Source organism: Bradyrhizobium sp. GW821-FHT12B03 (assembly GCF_058807535.1).
Map to the genome: position 1 here is coordinate 251,500 of NZ_JBXAQU010000007.1, position 19,732 is coordinate 271,231.

The window sequence follows — 19,732 nt, forward strand, 5'->3', positions numbered from 1 at the left end:
TCGAGGGCATCGAGGCGGACCCGGTTCATCCGGCCCCGGTCACGCGCAGCCAGGTCGTCCGCGACGAACGCAGCCCGCTCGGCTGGGTCCTGATGTTGTTGCCGGTCCTGATCGTCGCGCTGTGCTTTGCCCATTCGGCTCACGTGATCGCGCTGCCGCAGGGCCTGCGCGTCGCCGTGGTTTTCTCCCTTCTGCTGTCGTTGATGCTCACGGGCATGCCGATCTCGATCGCGCTCGGTCTGACCGTGCTCAGCTACATGTTCACGCTGACCGACGTGCGAACCGAATCGGTGGCGCTGAAGCTGTTCACGGGGATCGAGAGCTTCGAGATCATGGCGATCCCGTTCTTCATCCTCGCCGGCAACTTCCTGACCCATGGCGGCGTGGCGCGCCGGATGATCGCGTTCGCGACTGCGCTGGTCGGCCATTGGTACGGCGGTCTTGCGCTCTCGGGCGTGGTCGCGTGCGCGCTGTTCGCCGCGATTTCCGGCTCGTCCCCGGCCACCGTGGTGGCGATCGGCTCGGTGATCCTGCCCGCCATGGTCGCGCAGGGATTTCCGAAAAGGTTCGGCGCAGGCGTGATCACGACATCGGGCTCGCTGGGAATTCTCATTCCTCCCTCGATTCCGATGGTGCTCTTTGCCGTCTCCACCAACAGCTCGGTCGGCAAGCTGTTCATCGCCGGCATCGTGCCGGGGCTCATGCTGGCCACGCTGCTCGGCGCCACGACGTTCTATCGCGCCTGGCGCAACGACTATCCGCGCATGCCGAAGGCGACCTTCATGGAGCGCCTCGACGCGTTCCGCAAGTCGATCTGGGGCATCCTGCTGATCGTGATCGTGATCGGCGGCATCTACAGCGGCCTGTTCACGCCGACCGAAGCCGCCGCCGTCAGTGCTGTCTACGCCTTCATCGTCGCGGTGTTCATCTACAAGGACCTCAAGCTGCGGGACGTGCCGCGCGTGCTGCTGTCATCGGCGAATCTTTCGGCGATGCTGCTTTACATCATCACCAACGCCGTCCTGTTCTCGTTCCTGATGACCTACGAGAACGTGCCGCAGGCGCTGGCGCAGTGGATGATCGACCAGGGTCTCGGCTGGATCGGCTTCCTCCTCGTCGTCAACGTGCTGCTGCTGCTGGCGGGCAACGTGATGGAGCCGTCCTCGATCATCCTGATCATGGCGCCGATCCTGTTTCCGGTCGCGATCAAGCTCGGCATCGATCCGATCCATTTCGGCATCCTGATGACGGTCAACATGGAGGTCGGGCTGTGCCATCCGCCTGTCGGGCTCAATCTCTACGTCGCCTCCGGCATCGCCAAGATGGGTATCACCGAGCTCACGATCGCGGTGTGGCCGTGGCTCCTGACGATGCTGGCGTTCCTCGTGGTCGTGACCTACTGGCCGGGCCTGTCGCTGTGGCTGCCCAACCTGCTGGGCATGTAGCGGCGCGAGATGTGACGGGCGAGCCGGCGAGCGCGCGCCGGGGTTCCGCGCGCCGGACTGCGGGGCGCGGATGGCAATCCGCGGCCGGATGCGGTTAGATCATCGTCAGCCAGTCAGCCGGGAGGACGAACGATGAGCGAGACCAGCAGCCGTGGGACGGCGGAGACGCCAAAGCAGGCCTCGCCCTCCGTCATCGCGCAGCATGATGCCATGCTGGCCGCGCTGCCGTTTTCCGACACGCGGGATTTCGACGATGCCGCGCGCGGCTTCCTCGGCACGATCGAGAACGCGAAGATAACTCATCCGCAGGGCCGGACGGTCTGGAGCCTCGAGCCCTACGGCTTCCTGTCCACTGAAGAGGCACCGCCCACGGTCAATCCCAGCCTGTGGCGGCAGTCGCGGCTCAACATGCAGCACGGGCTGTTCGAGGTGGTGCCCGGCGTCTACCAGGTGCGCGGGCTCGACATCGCCAACATGACGCTGATCGAGGGCGACAGCGGCGTCATCGTCGTGGACACGCTGACCTCGATCGAAGGCGCGCGCGCCGCGCTCGATCTTTACTTCAGGCATCGCGGCACGAAGCCGGTCGCGGCCGTCATCTTCACCCATACCCACACCGATCACTGGGGCGGCGCGCGTGGCGTGCTGGAGGAGGACGCGCTCGCCACCGGCCGCGTGCCGATCATCGCGCCGAACCTGTTCATGGAGCACGCCGTCTCCGAGAACATCATCGCGGGACCCGCGATGCTGCGGCGGGCGCAGTATCAGTTCGGCCCCTTCCTCGCCAAGGGGGTGCGCGGGCAGGTCGACAATGGGCTCGGCAAGTCGATGGCAGCAGGCGGCGTTGCACTGCTGCGTCCGACCGATCTGATCATGGCGACCGGTGACAGGCGCGTCATCGACGGCGTCGAGTTCGAATTCCAGATGGCGCCGAACAGCGAGGCGCCGGCGGAGATGCACTTCTTCATCCCGCGCTACAAGCTCTTGAACCTCGCCGAGAACTGCACCCACAATTTCCACAATCTGCTGCCGTTCCGTGGCGCCGACGTGCGCGACGCGCTGGCCTGGTCGAAATACCTGGGTGAGGCCTTGCAGCTCTGGGACGGCAAGGCGGAGGCGATGTGCGGCCAGCATCACTGGCCGGTGTGGGGTCGCGAGCGCATCGGCACGATGATCCGGCAGCAGCGCGATCTCTACAAGTTCGCGCATGACCAGACCGTCCGCCTGATGAACCACGGCCTCACCGCCGCCGAGATCGCCGAGACGATCCAGCTGCCGAAGAGCCTGGAAGGCGCCTGGCACGGCCGCGGCTATTACGGCCACATCCGGCACAATGTGAAGGCGATCTACCAGAAATATCTCGGCTGGTACGACGCCAATCCGGTCAATCTCGATCCGCTGCCGCCGGTGGCGTCGGGCAGGAAGTATGTCGAGTATATGGGCGGCGCGGACGCCATCCTCGCGCGGGCGGCTGCGGATTTCGACAAGGGCGAATTCCGCTTCGTCGCGCAGGCACTCGGCCATCTCGTGTTCGCCGAGCCTGACAATGCGGCGGCACGTCACCTGCTGGCGGATACGCTGGAGCAGCTCGGCTATGCCGCCGAGAGCGCGACCTGGCGCAACGCCTATCTGTTCGGCGCGCAGGAACTGCGCCAGGGCATGCCGAAGACGCCGCCGCGTCCGCCGATGCCGCGCGAGACGCTGGCGGCACTGCGCACCGGGCAGCTTTGGGACGTGCTCGGCATCCGCCTCAACGGTCCCAAGGCGGAAGGCAAGCACATCGTGCTGAACTGGCGCTTTTCCGACACCGGCGAGACCTTCGTGCTCAATCTGGAGAATTGCGCGCTGACCTATAGCGAGGGCGTGCAGGCGGAGAACGCAGACGCGAGCTTCACGCTGGCACGTTCAACACTCGACGAGGTGATCGCGAAGCTGACGAGCTTTCCGGAGGCCGTGGCTGCCGGCAAGATCACGCCATCAGGCAATCCGATGAAGCTCGCCGAGCTGATGGGCCTGATGGACGAATTCCCGCGCATGTTCGAGATCGTCGAGCCGAAGCGGACGGTGGTGGTGTAGTAACCGTCTTGTGCCCCGGACGCAGCGCAACGCTTCTTCAGCGGTGCGCTGCAGAGCCGGGGCCCACGTTTCCGAGAGTGCGCCCTGCCGCGTGGTTCCCGGCTCTGCGCCGCAACGCTAAGGGCGTTGCAGCGCGTCCGGGACACGCGAGTGGTGGGTGCTACCGCTACTCCGCGCTGCTCACCAGCTTGATCCGAGGCGCCTGGGCATCCGTCAGGCCGCGATAGGCCGCGAGATAATCCAGCGCCATTCGCCGCGCCGTGAAGCGCTTTTCGAACTGCTTGCGGATCGCGGCGCGGTCCAGTTGCGGAAGGCGCTTGACGACACCGGCGGCGCTGATGATGTCCTCGACCACGAAGCCGGTGAGGCCCTCGTCGATGATCTCCGGCACCGAACCGCGGTTGAAGGCGACGACCGGCGTTCCGCAGGCCATGGCTTCGATCATCACCAGGCCGAACGGCTCCGGCCAGTCGATCGGCAGCAGAAGTCCGAGCGCGCCGCTCAGGAACTCCGATTTCTCGTGGTCGCCGATCTCGCCGATGAAGTCCACCAGCGGATTGTTCACGATCATCGGCTTGATCAGCTCGTCGTAATAATCCTGGTCGGCGCGATCGACCTTCGCGGCGATCTTCAGCGGGATGCCGCAATGGGTCGCGATCTTGATGGCGCGGTCAACGCCCTTCTCCGGTGCGATGCGGCCGAGCACGGCGAGATATTCCTGTTTCGCCGGCCTCGGCGTCAGCAAATTCTGCGGCAGGCCGTGATGGATCGTCGTCACCCAGTTCGCCTGCGGCACAGGCCTGCGCTGCGCATTGGAGATCGAGATGACGGGCATCTTGGAGAAGGTGTTGAAGACAGGCTGATGCTCCGGCAGGTCGAGCCGGCCGTGCAGGGTGGTGAGGAACGGCGTCGGCTGCCGGTGGAACAGCGACCACGGATAATAATCGAGATGGAAGTGGAGGAAGTCGAACTCCTCGTCGTCACATTTCTGCCGCACGCGCTCCAGCAGCACCATGTGCAGGGCGTTGGGGTCGCGCACGGAACCGTCGAGGCGAAGCGCCCGCGGCCACAAGGCGTCCAGCTTCGCCGACGTCTGCGAGTCGCCGCTGGCGAACAACGTCACGTCATGTCCCAGGGCCACCAGCTCTTCCGTCAACCAATGCACCACCCGCTCGGTGCCGCCATACAGCTTGGGTGGAACAGCCTCCGTCAACGGAGCTACCTGCGCGATGCGCATCTCACCTTCTCCTCTGCGATCATGAACGTTGAAAAACCCCCGCCTGCACGGCACCGGCTATGCCAGGTAAGGGAACGTTCCCGCACTTGCGAAGTTCCTCTCAACAAACGTTACATATTCGACACATCGCACGGCTTGTCTCGATGCTGCCATCTCCTCTTCGCAGATCGTCCGCATCCGCATGTCGTGATCACCTGGCCCGGAACCGGGACGAAGCGGTCGATGTTCAGTCGGCTGGTAGAAAAAACTGTAATCAACAGTACGGGGCGATAGCCACATGGATCATCTTTCTGGATACGCGCGCAGACCATTTGCCTTTGTCTTGCGCTATCTTCGGCGACGGCTGGCGTCGCATCTGGTGATCCTGGCTGCTGTCGTTGCAGCCGTTGCCTGCTCCGTGGGCACGCAGTACGGCGTCAAGTCGCTGGTCGACAGTTTGTCGGCGGGAACCGCGCATGGCGGTAGCGTATGGCTGGCATTCATTCTGCTCATGTCGCTGATCGCCGCCGACAATTTCCTGTGGCGGATCGCCAGCTGGACGGCGAGTTTCACCTTCGTCCGGGTCACCGGCGATTTGCGCCGCGACATCTTTCGCCATCTGACCGGACACGCGCCGAGCTACTTCTCCGATCGTATGCCGGGTATGCTGACGAGCCGCATTACCGCCACATCCAATGCCGTGTTCACGGTCGAGAACATGTTCGTCTGGAATGTGTTGCCGCCGTGCATCGCCACAGTTGCGGCCATCGCGCTGATTGGAACCGTCAGTCCCTATATGGCGCTTGGCCTGATCGTGATCGCGGGCGGCATGGTGGCGGCCATGTTCCGGCTCGCTGCAGCCGGCAAGCCGCTGCATGACGACTTCGCCGACAAGGCCGCCGTCGTCGACGGCGAGATGATCGACGTCATCAGCAACATGCCGCTGGTCCGTGCCTTCTGCGGCATCAGCCACGAGCACGAGCGGTTCGACGCGACGGTGAACCGGGAACTCACCGCGCGCGGGCGCAGCCTGCGCTATCTGGAGAAGCTGCGGCTCACGCACGCCGGCGTGACCGTCGTCCTGACGGTGGCGCTGATGGCCTGGGCGATCACGCTGTGGCAACAGGGCGAGGCGACCACCGGCGACGTCGTGCTGGTCTGTACGCTCGGTCTCTCCATCCTCAATGCCACACGCGATCTCGCCGTGGCGCTGGTCGACGTCACCCAGCACGTCGCGCGGCTCACCGAGGCCATTGCCACGCTTCTGGTTCCGCATGAACTGCGCGATCATCCCGAGGCGGAGCCGCTGATGAAGAGCGGTGCCGCGATCGCCTTCAACAACGTCACATTCGGCTATCCCGGCGGCGCGAAGATCTTCGAGCGGTTCAGCCTGCGGCTTCAGCCCGGCCAGCGCGTCGGCCTGGTCGGCCAGTCCGGCGGCGGCAAGTCGACGCTGTTCACGCTGCTTCAGCGCTTCTACGATCCGGACGAGGGCAGCGTGACCGTCGACGGCCAGGACATCGCGATGGTGACGCAGCTGAGCCTGCGCGAGGCGATCTCGGTGGTGCCGCAGGACATTTCCTTGTTCCATCGCTCCATTCGTGAGAACATCCGCTACGGCCGGCCGAACGCGACCGACGACGAGGTGCTGCGCGCGGCGATCGCGGCGCGCTGCGATTTCATCGACAGCCTGCCGGAAGGTCTGGACACCATGGTCGGCGACCGCGGCGTCAAGATGTCCGGCGGCCAGCGCCAGCGCATCGCGATCGCACGCGCCTTCCTGAAGGACGCGCCGATCCTGCTGCTGGACGAGGCCACCGCGGCGCTCGACACCGAGTCCGAGGAGGCGATCCGCGAGGCGCTGTCGCGCCTGATGCGGGGCCGCACCGTGATCGCGATTGCGCATCGCCTCGCCACGCTGCGCAATTTCGATCGCGTCGTGGTGCTGAAGGCCGGCAAGATCATCGAGGACGGCGCGCCCGACCGCCTGATGCAGGGCCACGGTCCCTACCGTGAGCTGGTGACGCAGGAGATGAGCCGGCTCGCGAAGTTCGCCGCGTAAACCCAACAGTCGCGTTCGCGTTGGTTGCGTTTCGAAACAGGCGCAGGGGAGCAGCTCATGTCAGCCGAAGCCGTCACCAAGTTCGTTTCCGTGGCGCGGACCGTGGAGCAGGTCGCGGAGCAACCGTTCTATATCCCGATGACGGGGCCGTCGGCGCGGCCGCGGCGCTCGCTCAAGCACGACGACACCTTCATCGTGCTCGACAGCCATGGCGACATCGGCGCCTCGGCCGGCGGGCCGGACGGCCTGTTTCACCACGACACGCGCTACCTCGCACGGCTGGAGCTCGTGCTCGACGATCTCCAGCCGCTGCTGCTCGGCTCCAACCTGCGCGACGACAATTCGGCGCTGACCGTCGATCTCACCAATCCCGACATCTACCGGCAGGGCAGCCTCGTGCTGCAAAAGGATCTGCTGCACATCGTGCGCACGATCTTCCTGTGGCGCGGCACGGCCTATCAGCGCATCGGCGTGCAGAACCACGGCGACCGGCGCGCCAGCTTCGAGCTGACGCTGCTGTTCGACAATGATTTTGCCGATCTGTTCGAGGTTCGCGGCGAGCGCCGCCCGCGCCGCGGCGCCGGCACGAGCAGGTTGCTGGGGCCGACCGACGTGCTGTTCGAATATTGCGGCCTGGACGAGGTCGAGCGTACCACGGGCCTGCATTTCGATCCGCGCCCGACGCGGCTGTCGGTGAATGCGGCGGCCTGGCAGCTCGAGCTGGATCCGCATGAGTCGAAATCGCTGTTCGTGGCGGCGTCCTGCAACCGGCCGCCCGCGGAAAGGCCCGCGCGCTTTTTCAGGGGCCTGTTGGCCCACCGCCGCGAAATGCGCCAGTCGACCACGGGCGCGGCCAGCATCGAGACCTCCAACAACATCTTCAACGAGGTGCTGTGCCAGGCCATGGCCGACCTCAACATGCTGACGACGGAGACGCCGCAGGGGCGCTATCCCTATGCCGGCATTCCCTGGTACTCGACGACGTTCGGGCGCGACGGGCTGATCACCGCGCTGCAGATGCTGTGGGTCGATCCGCGGGTCGCCAAGGGCGTGCTCAGGCGGCTGGCGCATTTCCAGGCCAAGGCGATCGATCCGCTCGCCGATGCCGCGCCCGGAAAGATCCTGCACGAGATGCGCGGCGGCGAGATGGCGGCGCTGCGCGAGGTGCCGTTCGCGCAATATTACGGCAGCGTGGATTCGACCGCGTTGTTCGTGCTGCTCGCCGGAAGCTATTTCGAGCGCACCGGCGACGAGGCCACGCTGATCGAGCTGTGGCCGGCGATCGAGGCGGGGCTGGCGTGGATCGACGGTCCGGGCGATCCCGATCAGGACGGCTTCGTCGAATACCAGCGCGCGACGGAGAAGGGGCTGGCGAACCAGGGCTGGAAGGATTCCTACGACGCGATCTTCCATGCCGACGGCCGGCTCGCGGAGGGCAATATCGCACTCGCGGAAGTCCAGGGCTACGTCTACGCGGCCAAGCAGCTCGCCGCGCGATGCGCGCTGCGGCTCGGCAAGCCGGACCGCGTGCGCAAGCTCGAGGCCGAAGCCAAGGCGCTGGCCGAGCGCTTCGAGCAGGCATTCTGGTGCGAGGAGCTCGGCACCTACGCCCTTGCCCTCGACGGCAAGAAGCGGCCCTGCAAGGTGCGGACCTCGAATGCCGGGCAGGTGCTGTTCAGCGGCATGATCCGCGAGGACCGCGCCCGGCTCGTTGCCGCCGACCTGATGCAGCCGCATTTCTTCTCCGGCTGGGGCATCCGCACCGTCGCGCAAGGCGAGGTGCGCTACAATCCGATGTCCTATCACGACGGGTCGATCTGGCCGCACGACAACGCCCTGATCGCGCTGGGGCTCGCGCGCTACGGGCTCAAGCATTCGGTGGCGCATGTCTTCAAGGGCTTGTTCGATGCCGCGACCTACATGGATCTGCGGCGGCTGCCCGAATTGTTCTGCGGCTTCCGGCGCGAGAAGCGGCGCGGCCCGACGCTCTATCCGGTCGCCTGCGCGCCGCAGGCCTGGGCCAGCGCGACGCCGTTCACGCTGCTGGAGGCGGCGCTGGGCATCGAGTTCGACGTGGCGCGCGGCGAGATTCGCCTGCGCAATCCGCATCTGCCGGCGTTCCTGAACGAGGTCATTCTGCGCGATCTGCGTCTGGGCGAATCCAGCGTGGACCTGCGCGTCAGCCGCCACGGCGACGACGTGGCGCTGGAGGTGTTGCGCACGCGCGGCCAGATCCAGGTGTCGATCGTGCTGGCGCGCTAGCGGCAGACGAGGAGGGGTCATGCGTACGATCGGAGCACTGGTGCTGAGCTTGGCGATCGTCGCGGGATTGACGGTCGCCGTATCGCGTGCCGCGGAGGAGCCGCCTGCGGCTCCGACGACGCCTCCAAGCGAAGCAAACGTGCCTGCGACGGCACAGCCGCCGGCCTCGACGGTGCCGGTCACGCCGAAGGACGCCGCGCCGCCGCCGTCGGTTACCATCATCGGCGCCAGCGATGCGCATGGTGTGCTCGGCCGCGACGTGCTCAGCGCCGCGAACGAGGACATGGGCCGCATCGTCGACATCATCGTCGATCGGAGCGGGCACGTGCGCGCCGCCGTGATCGATTTCGGCGGCTTCCTCGGCGTCGGCAGCCGCAAGATCGTGGTGGATTGGAACGCGATGCGATTCGGCAAGATCGTCAACAAGAAGGACAGCATCACGCTGGAATTGACCAAGGCGCAGGTCGCGGCCGCGCCGGAATACAAGGAAGACACGCCGATGGTGGTGCTCGGCGCATCCGGGAGCCTGCAACCGCTGCAAGCGATTCAGTGAGGCGCGGGGAGGGATGGCCGCCGGTGCTGTTGTCGAGAAAGCCGAACCATGCAGCCGAGGATCGTGCTCGCCGCGTTGAACAGGACAACGTTGCAGCGCCGTCGGCCGCAGGCCTTCCGGCGCCATCGCGCCGGAGCCTGCGCGGCCTCGACTGGTTCATCTTCTTCCTCGCCGACGTTCAGACCGGCTTCGGCCCCTTCATCGCGGTCTATCTGACGACGGAGAAATGGACGCAGGGCCAGATCGGGCTCGTGCTGTCGATCGGCGGCATCGTCGCCCTGATCGGGCAGATGCCGGGCGGGGCGATCATCGATGCGGCAAAATCCGAGCGGCTCGTCGCCGGACTTGCGATCGCCACGATCGGCTGCTGCGCGCTCGCCTATGCGGCCATGCCGATTTTCCCCGTGGTGGTGGCCGCCGCGACGCTGCATGCGGCGGCGAGCTGCGTGCTGGGCCCGGCGATCGCCGCGATCAGCCTCGGCCTCGTCGGGCCGCTTGCGATCGGCGAGCGGCTCGGCCGCAACGCGCGGTTCGCCTCCCTCGGCAATGGCGTTGCCGCCGCCGTGATGGGCACGGCCGGCTATCTGCTGTCGAGCCGCTCGGTCTTCCTGGTCACGTTCCTGCTCGCGATCCCGACCCTGATCGCGCTGTCGCGCATCCGCGAGGAGGAGGTCGACATCGCGCGCTGCCACGGCGAGATGCCGCGCGAGGCGGAGGAACGCGGCGACACCAATGTCTGGCACCTGATCCGGCAGCGGCCGCTGATCGTCTTCGCGCTCAGTGTGCTGTTGTTGCAGCTCGCAAACGCCGCGATGATGCCGCTGATGGCGAGCGCGGTGACGGCGCGGTCGAGCCAGTGGGCGACGGTGCTGGTCGCCTTTTGCATCGTCGTCCCGCAGGCGATCGTGGCGCTGTTGTCGCCAACCGTCGGGCGCAAGGCGCAAGCGTGGGGCCGCAGGCCGCTGCTGCTGATCGGATTCGGCGCCCTGATGATTCGCGGACTGCTGTTCGCGACCGTGCGGGATCCCTATCTGCTGGTCGCGGTGCAGGTGTTCGATGGCCTGACTGCCGCGGTGTTTGCGGTGATGATTCCGCTGATCGTCGCCGACGTCGCCTTCGGCAGCGGTCATTTCAACCTCGCCCAAGGCATCGTCGGCACCGCCACCGGCATCGGCGCGGCGCTGAGCACCGTGCTCGGCGGATACATCGCCGACAAGTTCGGCAATGCCACGGCCTTCGTCGGACTGTCCGGCGTCGCCGCGACGGGATTGCTGCTGATTCTGCTGGTGATGCCGGAGACCCGGCGCGTCGCGGCTCGATAGCCGACAAGAAAATGGCCGGCCGAAACGGGTTCGGCCGGCCAGTGGGCAGGGAGGAAAGAGGGATCAGGCGTCGAGATTGTGCAGGCGCGCCCGGTTGCGCAACACGATCTGGCGGGCGCCGGAGAAGCCGAGAATGCCCTGGGCGTGGAGCTGGGAGAGCGCGCGCGACACGGTCTCGAGCGTGAGGCCGAGATAGTCGCCGATGTCGCGGCGGCACATCGGCAGCGCCATCATGCCGGCAACGGCGAGGCGGCGGTCCATTTCGAGCAGGAAGGTCGCGACGCGCTCCATCGCGGTCTTGCGGCCCAGCAGCAGCATGTGGTCCTCGGCGTGGCGAAGCTCACCGGCGGTCATCGCCCAGAGCTTGCGGGCAACCTGCACGTCGATGCCGGCGGCCTTCTCGAGGCTGGCGCGCTTCACGAGCCGCACGCTGGTGTCGATGATGGCTTCAGCGGCAAGACGGTGGGTCGCGCCGGATTCGAGGCCGAACACGTCGCCGGGAAGATGGAAGGCGCCGATCTGGCGGCGGCCGTCGGAGAGAAGCTTGTAGCTGCGCACGGCACCGGTGACGACCTGGTAGACATATTCGGCCGGCTCGTCCTCGCCATAGATCTCCTCGTCCTTGCGGTAGGAGAACTCGGTGGCGACGAGGCCGACGTGGCCCGTGACAGCGCCGAACTGGTCGGAGACGGGATGGGCAGGCGCAATCTTGCCACCGATTTGGGTGTTGATCGCCTGGGTCTTGAGTGTCTGGGTCAGCATCTGCGCCATCTCCGTTGTGATGACGCATTGGTACGCGGTATCGGGTGCTTCGAAAATTTCGCGAGATATCTTAAGGGGGGTGCCTTACGTAGAACCCCGTAGGTCAGAGACGGGCTGCGGGCACTTACGTAGAATCCCGGAGGTCAGTTTCTGCGCCGGTCCTGGATGGCGCGACGGATGCGCTTGACCAGGTTTTCATCGAGAAGCGGCTTCAAAACCACGTCTTTTACGCCCGCTGCGGCAGCCCGGGTCGAGATGTTCTCGTCCGGATAGCCGGTGATCAGGATCACGGGCGTATCGTCGTCGGACTTTCGCAGGCGGCCGGCGAGCTCGATGCCGTTGATGTCGGGCATCTTGTAGTCGATCACGTAGCAGTCGGCGCCGGGCGAGCCGCCGGCATTGAGCAGCGCCGTGCCGCTCCTGAAGGTTCGCACGGCAAAGCCGTCGGTCTCCAGCAGGAACCGCAGGGATCCCAGGACGGCGGCATCGTCATCGACCACAAAGACAGTGGGTTGTCTTGCAGGGGACGGCAGCCGCTCATGGTGTGAGCCGATCTCAATCATGGTGCTTGGCTAGCACACCCGCGGGGAAGGGCCTTGACCTGTCTCAATCGTTGAGCATGCCGGCGCGCATCGCCAGGCGAACCAGCTCCGAGAGACTGTTGGCCTGCATCTTGGTCATGACGTTGGCCCGGTACACCTCGATGGTGCGCGGGCTGATGTCATACTCGCGGGCGATCAGCTTGTTGGAGAGGCCGGCAATCAGTCCCTCCATCACCTGGCGCTCGCGCGGGCTCAACGAGGCGACACGGGCGGCGATGTCCTGGGAGATGGCTTCGTTCTTGGCCGCCGGCTCGGCCTGGCGGATCGCCGATTCGATCATGCTGGTGAGACGCTCGTCCTCGAAGGGCTTCTCCAGGAAGTCGACCGCACCGAGCTTCATCGCCTCCACCGCGAGCGGCACGTCGCCATGGCCGGTCATGATCAGGATCGGGAACGGGCTTTGCTGCGCCTTCATCCGCTTCAACAGCTCGATGCCGTCGAGGCCCGGCATGCGCACGTCGGAGACGACGCAGCCGAAGATGAGGCCGGGCAGGGCGTCGAGAAAGGCTTGCGCGTCGTCAAACAGCGTGACGCCGAAACCGGCGGAATCCAGCAGGAAATTCAGCGAGTCGCGCATCGCCGCGTCGTCGTCGATGACGTAGATATGTCCCTTGGTCGTCATGCATCATTCTCGTCGGCTGCCGGGAGGGTGAAGCGGAATGTCGCTCCGCCCGATGCGTTGCTCTCGGCCCACATGCGTCCGCCGTGAGCTTCGATGATCGAGCGGCTGATGGACAGTCCCACACCCATGCCGGTGTCCTTGGTGGTGAAGAAAGTCTGAAACAGGTTCGGAATGACGTCGTCCTGGAAACCGGTGCCGGTGTCGGACACCTCGACCTCGATCATGTCGTCGGCGACGCGGCTGTTGGTGACGACGAGCTCGCGTCGCCGCGACTGAGCCATCGCTTCCAGCGCGTTGCGGAACAAATTGACCAGGACCTGCTGGATCTGGACCCGGTCGGCGAGAACGAGATCGGCCTCCGGATCGAGACTGAAGCGGAGCTGTACGTTCTGCTCGCGCGCGCCGGCGAGCCCGAGCGCGCCGGCCTCCTCGATCAGCTTGGACAGGCTCTCGACCCGCTTCTCCGATTCGCCGCGGGAGACGAAGTCGCGCAGGCGCCGGATGATCTGGCCGGCGCGCAGCGCCTGCTCGGCGGCACGGTCCAGCGCGCTCTCGACCTTCGGGGTGATCGGATCGCTGCTGCCCGCAAGCAGCCGCCGCGAGCCCTTCATGTAGTTGCTGATCGCCGCCAGCGGCTGGTTGAGCTCGTGCGCGAGCGCGGACGCCATTTCGCCCATGGCGCTCAGCCGCGAGACATGGACGAGCTCGGATTGCAGTTCCTGGAGCCGCGTCTGGGTCTGCTGGTGTTCGGTGAGGTCGCGGACGAAACCGGTGAAATAGGGCTGGCCACCGGACTGCATCTCGCCGATCGACAGGTGCATCGGGAAGGTGGTGCCGTCGCGGCGCTTGCCGGTCACGATGCGGCCGATGCCGATGATGTGGGGATCGCTCGTGGTGCGGTAACGCGAAATGTAGCTGTCATGCCGGGAGCGGTCGGGCTCCGGCATCAGGATATTGACGTTCTGGCCGATCGCCTCGTGTTCGGACCAGCCGAACAGGCGCTCGGCGGCGGTGCTGAACAGCTGGATCATGCCGTGGCCGTCGATGACGATCATGGCGTCGGGAATGGTGTGGAGGATCGAGCGGAGGTGGGTCTCGCGGGTACGAAGCGCTTCCTCGACCTGCTTCTCCTCGTCGATATCGAGAAAGATGCCGCTGAGATGGCGGGCGGTGCCGGTTTCGTCCCGGATGAGTCCGGCCCGGGCGCGAATCCACTGTCCTCCGTTGGAGGCGTTCGCGATCCTGAAGGATACGTCGAAGCCGCCGCCGCGTTCGGAGACGCGCTTGATCGCGCTCTCCACGCGCTCGCGGTCCTTGGGCTCGAGGCGTGACAGGAAGAGGTCGTAGCTCGCCGGCTGATCCTGTCCGATCCCGAGCAGGGTTCGCGCCGTATCCGACCAGTCCAGCGCCCGGGTCTGGAGGTCGAGATCCCAGGTGCCGACGCCGAATCCCTCGATCCGGACCCGGAAATGCTCGCCCCGGCCGTCGTCCGGCGGTTGCGTTACGCGGGTCGGCGCCAAGGTGTCACTCCCATTGTCGTGCCGCAGGCCCGGGTGCCGCAACCACGGCGGTAATTTCGCTCAAGCCCACCCCGGAGGCAAGTTCCGATATTTGATTCCATTGGCGTAATTCCGGTTGCCGCAGGTGGAGGGCGGTTTGATCTATCTCATCCTGCTTCGCGTGGGCAGGGCTAGATTTCACGGCAGTTCATTGCCTCCCGGAGAATCCCGATGACATACGCGACCGTGATGGTCAGCCTGGCGCTTGACCAGTCCAACGAAGCGCGTCTTCAGGTCGCGGGCGAGCTCGCCGAGCGATTCGAGGCCGCCATCGTCGGGGTTGCCGCGGCGCAGTTCGCGCCGCCTCTCTATTTCACCGACGGCGCCGAGGCCCAGAGGCTGATCGACGACGGCGAGGCGTCCGTCAGGCGGCGGCTCGCCGGTCTGGAGGCGCAATTCCGCGCCGCCACGAAGAATCGCGGCGGGCATGCGGAGTGGCGCAGCGCGACGGATTTCCCGGCGCGCTTCGTCCTGACGCAGGCGCGTTGCGCCGACATCGTCGTCAGCGGCGGGCAGAGCCCGGCCTTCTCCGACGCATTCGCGCTCGCAAGCCCCAAGGATCTGGTGATGCAGGCCGGCCGCCCGCTTCTCGTCGTCCCCGACCGGGCCGACTGGCTCGACCTGCGCAGCGTGCTGGTGGCCTGGAAGGATACGCCGGAGGCGCGGCGGGCGGTGGCGGACGCGCTGCCGATGCTGCGCAAGGCGAAGGACGTCACCATCGCCAGCATTCAGGAGCGCGACGACGATCGCTCGGTCGTGATGGCCGGCGTCACCGACGTGACCGCCTGGCTCGCCCGTCACGGCGTCACCGCGACCGCGCGCGTCTCGGAGGCGGCGGGAGGCGAAACCGCTGCCGCGCAGTTGGAGAAGGTCGCCGGCGACGTCGGTGCCGGCCTGATCGTGGCGGGTGCCTATGGTCATTCGAGATTTCGTGAACTGATCCTGGGAGGCGTCACCCAGTCTCTGGTCACTCAATCCACCCGCAGCGTGCTGCTGTCGCACTGACGGCCGGCCAGAGCTATCCGAGGAGGACGCGCCGTGTACAGATTTCTTGAGCAGACCGTCGACGGCTACATGACGCGCAACGTCAAGACCGTGCAGCGCGACCAGGACTTGCTCGCGCTCAGCGAGATGTTCGAAACCGACGATTTCAACTCCTATCCGGTCGAGGACGACGGACAGGTGGTCGGTATCGTCACCAAGTTCGACATCCTGAAGTGCTTCGCCTTCACGCCGAGCCAGATGCTGCCGCGCTATCATGACCTGATGAGCCGCAAGATCGGCGACGTCATGACGCCGGAGTTCATCTATGTCAGCCCCGACACGCGGCTGACGCGCGTGCTCCAGATCATGGTCGAGCACCGCATCAGGAGCATCATCGTGCTGGACGGCGCGCAGAAGCTGGCCGGCATCATCGCCCGCGAGGACGTCATCGCGGCGCTCAAGGCGACGGCGCGCGACTGACGAGGCGCGCTCGGTTCCTGCGAGTCCAGGCTCCCGTGATTCCACGGGAGCGAGCCGTCGTCCTGCGCGTGACGGCGGACGCAAGCGATTGATATCGCTCTTTGACGCGCAGCCGCCTCACATTAACAGAAATCCATCTAGCTTGATTTCAATCAATTCCCCGCGAAGATGGATGTGGTTTCTGGCGCTGTGTTCTTTCAGAGAGAATCCGCATGAGCCAGCCCTCCATCTCCAAATCCATGACCATCGGTGAAAGCGGCCTGGCTGTCGTGTTCGCAGCCACCGCCTTCCTCTGCGTGATTGCCGCCGCCAAGGCGCTCGACGCGCCTTTCGCCTTTCATGCCGCGCTGTTCGCGGCGGGGAGCCTGGCTGCGGTGTTCTTCATCGTCAACCGCTACTTCGAGCGCCCGGCGGCACTGCCGCCGGCGGAGATCAACGGCCGTCCCAACTACAACATGGGGCCGATCAAGTTCTCCTCCTTCATGGCGATGTTCTGGGGCATTGCCGGCTTCCTCGTCGGCCTCATCATCGCCTCGCAGCTGGCCTGGCCCGCGCTGAACTTCGATCTGCCCTGGACCAGCTTCGGACGCCTGCGTCCGCTGCACACTTCCGCGGTGATCTTCGCCTTCGGCGGCAACGTGCTGATCGCGACGTCCTTCTACGTCGTGCAGAAGTCCTGCCGCGTGCGCCTTGCGGGCGATCTTGCGCCCTGGTTCGTCGTGATCGGCTACAACTTCTTCATCCTGATCGCAGGCACCGGCTATCTGCTCGGCGTGACCCAGTCGAAGGAATATGCCGAGCCGGAATGGTATGCGGACCTCTGGCTGACCATCGTCTGGGTGGTCTATCTGCTCGTCTTCCTCGCCACCGTCATCAAGCGCAAGGAACCGCACATCTTCGTCGCGAACTGGTTCTACCTGGCCTTCATCGTGACGATCGCGGTGCTGCATCTCGGCAACAACCCGGCGCTTCCCGTCTCGGTGTTCGGCTCGAAGTCCTACGTCGCCTGGGGCGGCATTCAGGACGCGATGTTCCAGTGGTGGTACGGCCACAACGCGGTCGGCTTCTTCCTGACCGCCGGCTTCCTCGCCATCATGTACTACTTCATCCCCAAGCGCGCCGAGCGGCCGATCTATTCCTACCGCCTGTCGATCATCCACTTCTGGGCGCTGATCTTCCTCTACATCTGGGCCGGTCCGCACCATCTGCACTACACGGCGCTGCCCGACTGGACGCAGACGCTCGGCATGACCTTCTCGATCATGCTGTGGATGCCCTCCTGGGGCGGCATGATCAACGGCCTGATGACGCTGTCGGGCGCCTGGGACAAGCTGCGCACCGATCCCGTGCTGCGCATGCTCGTGGTCTCCGTCGCGTTCTACGGCATGTCGACCTTCGAAGGCCCGATGATGTCGATCAAGGTGGTCAACTCGCTCAGCCACTACACCGACTGGACCATCGGCCACGTTCACTCCGGTGCGCTCGGCTGGGTCGGCTTCGTCTCCTTCGGCGCGCTCTACTGCCTGGTGCCGTGGGCCTGGAATCGCAAGGGCCTCTACAGCCTCAAGCTCGTCAATTGGCACTTCTGGGTCGCCACCCTCGGCATCGTCCTCTACATCTCGGCGATGTGGGTGTCCGGTATCCTGCAGGGCCTGATGTGGCGCGCCTACACCTCGCTCGGCTTCCTCGAATATTCCTTCATCGAGACCGTCGAGGCGATGCATCCCTTCTACATCATCCGTGCTGCCGGCGGCGGGCTGTTCCTGATCGGCGCCCTGATCATGGCCTACAATCTCTGGATGACCGTTCGCGTCGTCGAACAGGAAGTCCAGATGCCCGTCGCTCTTCAGCCGGCGGAATGAGGAGCTCAAGCAATGTCGTTCTGGACACGCCACCAAGTCTTCGAAAAGAACTCGATCATCCTGATCGTCGGCATCCTGCTGGTGATCGCGATCGGCGGTCTCGTCGAGATCACCCCGCTGTTCTACCTCAAGAGCACGATCGAGGCGGTCGACGGCGTCAGGCCGTACACGCCGCTGGAGCTCGCGGGCCGCAACGTCTACGTCCGCGAGGGCTGCTATCTCTGCCATTCGCAGATGATCCGGCCCCTGCGCGACGAGGTCGAGCGCTACGGTCACTTCTCGCTGGCCGCCGAGAGCATGTTCGATCACCCGTTCCAGTGGGGCTCCAAGCGCACCGGTCCGGACCTGGCCCGCGTCGGCGCCAAATACTCCGACGACTGGCACGTCACCCATCTGACCAACCCGCGCGCGATCGTGCCGCAGTCGGTGATGCCGGGCTATCCGTTCCTCAGCGCGACCGAAGTGGATCCGGACACGATCGCCGACCACATGCGCACGCTGAGAACCGTGGGCGTGCCTTACACCGACGACCAGATCACCAACGCAGGCGCGGATATGAAGGCCCAGGCCGATCCGGACAATGCCGGCTCCGACGCCTTCAGCAAGCGCTACGCCAAGGCCGTGGTCCGCAATTTCGACGGCAAGACCGGTACGCCGACCGAGATGGACGCGCTGATCGCGTACCTGCAGATGCTCGGCACGCTGGTCGACTTCAAGATTTACAACGAGAAAGCCAATCTTCGCTGAGAAGGCATCAACGATGAAAGCCATCCTGACACTCGACAATCTCGCGTCCGGTCTCGTGACCACGATCTGGACGCCGGTGTTCGTCGCGATCTTTCTCGCGATCATCGCCTACGCATTTTGGCCCCGTAACAAGGCTGCGTTCGACGAAGCAGCACACCTGCCGTTGCGGGAGGAGTGAGAGACCATGACCGATCATAGCGAATTCGATTCTGTTTCCGGCAAGACGACGACCGGACACGAGTGGGACGGCATCAAGGAGCTCAACACGCCGCTGCCGCGCTGGTGGGTGATCACGTTCTACCTCACCATCGTCTGGGCGATCAGCTACTGGCTCGTGTATCCGGCCTGGCCGCTGATCTCCAGCAACACCACCGGCCTGTTCGGCTACTCCTCGCGCGCCGACGTCGCGGTCGAGCTCGCCAATCTCGAGAAGATCCGCGGAGCCAAGATGGTTGCGCTGGGCGCGGCCTCGCTTGCCGACATCGAGAAGGACCCGGCCCTGCTGGCGCTCGCCCGCGCCAAGGGCAAGACCGTGTTCGGCGACAATTGCGCGCCGTGCCACGGTTCCGGCGGCGCCGGCGCCAAGGGCTATCCGAACCTGAACGACGACGACTGGCTGTGGGGCGGCTCGCTCGACCAGATCATGCAGACCATCCAGTTCGGCGCGCGCTCGGGTCATGCCAAGACGCACGAGGGCCAGATGCTCGCCTTCGGCAAGGACGGCGTGCTGAAGAGCGACGAGATCGTCACGGTCGCCAATTACGTGCGGTCGCTGTCGGGCCTGTCGACCCGCCCGGGCTACGACAAGGCCAAGGGCGAGAAGATCTTCGTCGAGAACTGCGTCGCCTGCCACGGTGACGGCGGCAAGGGCAACCAGGAAATGGGCGCGCCGAACCTGACCGACAAGATCTGGCTCTATGGCTCGGACGAGGCCGCCCTGATCGAGACCATCAGCCAGGGCCGTGCCGGCGTGATGCCGGCTTGGGAAGGCCGGCTCGATCCCGCCACCATCAAGGCGATGACGGTCTACGTCCACTCGCTGGGCGGCGGCAAGTAGCGATCCAAGTCGCCGGTCAGCGGCCAACGGATTCCAGCGGGGGCGAAGAAAAGCGCCCCCGTTTGCGTTGGATCAATTGGCTCGCCGGCGTCGGGTCTAGGTTTAATCGCACCTCTCCGGG

Annotated in this window: 17 protein-coding genes; 12 read left to right on the forward strand and 5 right to left on the reverse strand. The window is 65.5% G+C overall.

Going from position 1 to position 19,732, the window contains the following annotated elements; genetic code table 11:
* Positions 1-164 precede the first annotated feature (164 nt).
* A complete protein-coding gene (locus AC1RUR_RS16530; protein ID WP_492845947.1) occupies positions 165-1,445 on the forward strand; it encodes a TRAP transporter large permease in 1,281 nt (426 codons plus the stop codon).
* A gap of 132 nt (positions 1,446-1,577) precedes the next feature.
* On the forward strand, positions 1,578-3,521 hold the full coding sequence (locus AC1RUR_RS16535) for an alkyl/aryl-sulfatase (protein WP_492845771.1): 1,944 nt from the start codon (positions 1,578-1,580) through the stop codon (positions 3,519-3,521).
* Between the two features lie 166 nt (positions 3,522-3,687).
* Here AC1RUR_RS16535 and AC1RUR_RS16540 read toward each other — a convergent pair whose 3' ends face one another.
* On the reverse strand, positions 3,688-4,758 hold the full coding sequence (locus tag AC1RUR_RS16540) for a glycosyltransferase family 4 protein (protein WP_492845773.1): 1,071 nt from the start codon (positions 4,756-4,758) through the stop codon (positions 3,688-3,690).
* Between the two features lie 277 nt (positions 4,759-5,035).
* On the opposite strand from AC1RUR_RS16540, the gene AC1RUR_RS16545 reads away from it, so the two are divergent.
* Genes AC1RUR_RS16545 through AC1RUR_RS16560 form a run of 4 tightly spaced genes read left to right on the forward strand, consistent with a single transcriptional unit; the run spans position 5,036 to position 10,936 of the window.
* Entirely contained in the window at positions 5,036-6,799 is a 1,764-nt protein-coding gene (locus AC1RUR_RS16545; protein ID WP_492845775.1) for an ABC transporter ATP-binding protein, read from the forward strand.
* A 57-nt stretch (positions 6,800-6,856) separates the two neighbouring features.
* The gene (locus tag AC1RUR_RS16550; protein ID WP_492845777.1) at positions 6,857-9,061 is read left to right on the forward strand and encodes an amylo-alpha-1,6-glucosidase; all 2,205 of its coding nucleotides are present in this window, start codon (positions 6,857-6,859) and stop codon (positions 9,059-9,061) included.
* Between the two features lie 19 nt (positions 9,062-9,080).
* Entirely contained in the window at positions 9,081-9,614 is a 534-nt protein-coding gene (locus AC1RUR_RS16555; RefSeq protein WP_492845779.1) for a PRC-barrel domain-containing protein, read from the forward strand.
* Positions 9,615-9,637: 23 nt separating this feature from the next.
* A complete protein-coding gene (locus AC1RUR_RS16560) occupies positions 9,638-10,936 on the forward strand; it encodes an MFS transporter (protein WP_492845781.1) in 1,299 nt (432 codons plus the stop codon).
* A 63-nt stretch (positions 10,937-10,999) separates the two neighbouring features.
* Here the strand turns inward: AC1RUR_RS16560 and AC1RUR_RS16565 are convergent, their stop codons facing one another.
* The 4 genes from AC1RUR_RS16565 to fixL all read right to left on the reverse strand — a co-directional run bounded on the left by AC1RUR_RS16565 (position 11,000) and on the right by fixL (position 14,442).
* Positions 11,000-11,698 (reverse strand): helix-turn-helix domain-containing protein, encoded by a 699-nt coding sequence (locus AC1RUR_RS16565; RefSeq protein WP_492845783.1) that lies wholly within the window; start codon positions 11,696-11,698, stop codon positions 11,000-11,002.
* Between the two features lie 143 nt (positions 11,699-11,841).
* Positions 11,842-12,261, reverse strand: coding sequence for a response regulator transcription factor (locus tag AC1RUR_RS16570; protein ID WP_492845785.1), 420 nt, complete (start codon positions 12,259-12,261; stop codon positions 11,842-11,844).
* Between the two features lie 43 nt (positions 12,262-12,304).
* The gene (gene fixJ, locus AC1RUR_RS16575) at positions 12,305-12,922 is read right to left on the reverse strand and encodes a response regulator FixJ (RefSeq protein WP_492845787.1); all 618 of its coding nucleotides are present in this window, start codon (positions 12,920-12,922) and stop codon (positions 12,305-12,307) included.
* Positions 12,919-14,442 (reverse strand): sensor protein FixL, encoded by a 1,524-nt coding sequence (gene fixL, locus AC1RUR_RS16580; protein WP_492845789.1) that lies wholly within the window; start codon positions 14,440-14,442, stop codon positions 12,919-12,921. Before fixL ends, fixJ begins: the two co-directional genes overlap by 4 nt.
* A 210-nt stretch (positions 14,443-14,652) precedes the next feature.
* On the opposite strand from fixL, the gene AC1RUR_RS16585 reads away from it, so the two are divergent.
* The 6 genes from AC1RUR_RS16585 to ccoP all read left to right on the forward strand — a co-directional run bounded on the left by AC1RUR_RS16585 (position 14,653) and on the right by ccoP (position 19,611).
* Positions 14,653-15,486 (forward strand): universal stress protein, encoded by an 834-nt coding sequence (locus tag AC1RUR_RS16585; RefSeq protein WP_492845791.1) that lies wholly within the window; start codon positions 14,653-14,655, stop codon positions 15,484-15,486.
* Positions 15,487-15,519: 33 nt separating this feature from the next.
* Entirely contained in the window at positions 15,520-15,945 is a 426-nt protein-coding gene (locus AC1RUR_RS16590; protein ID WP_492845793.1) for a CBS domain-containing protein, read from the forward strand.
* A gap of 212 nt (positions 15,946-16,157) precedes the next feature.
* Positions 16,158-17,807 carry a cytochrome-c oxidase, cbb3-type subunit I gene (gene ccoN / locus AC1RUR_RS16595; RefSeq protein WP_492845795.1) on the forward strand — a complete coding sequence of 550 codons (1,650 nt, stop codon included), beginning with the start codon at positions 16,158-16,160 and terminating at the stop codon, positions 17,805-17,807.
* Positions 17,808-17,819: 12 nt separating this feature from the next.
* Complete coding sequence (gene ccoO, locus AC1RUR_RS16600; protein WP_492845797.1) at positions 17,820-18,554, forward strand: cytochrome-c oxidase, cbb3-type subunit II; 735 nt, start codon at positions 17,820-17,822, stop codon at positions 18,552-18,554.
* Positions 18,555-18,567: 13 nt separating this feature from the next.
* The gene (locus AC1RUR_RS16605) at positions 18,568-18,732 is read left to right on the forward strand and encodes a CcoQ/FixQ family Cbb3-type cytochrome c oxidase assembly chaperone (protein ID WP_015687703.1); all 165 of its coding nucleotides are present in this window, start codon (positions 18,568-18,570) and stop codon (positions 18,730-18,732) included.
* Between the two features lie 6 nt (positions 18,733-18,738).
* Complete coding sequence (gene ccoP / locus AC1RUR_RS16610) at positions 18,739-19,611, forward strand: cytochrome-c oxidase, cbb3-type subunit III (protein WP_492845799.1); 873 nt, start codon at positions 18,739-18,741, stop codon at positions 19,609-19,611.
* The last annotated feature ends 121 nt before the right edge of the window (positions 19,612-19,732 follow it).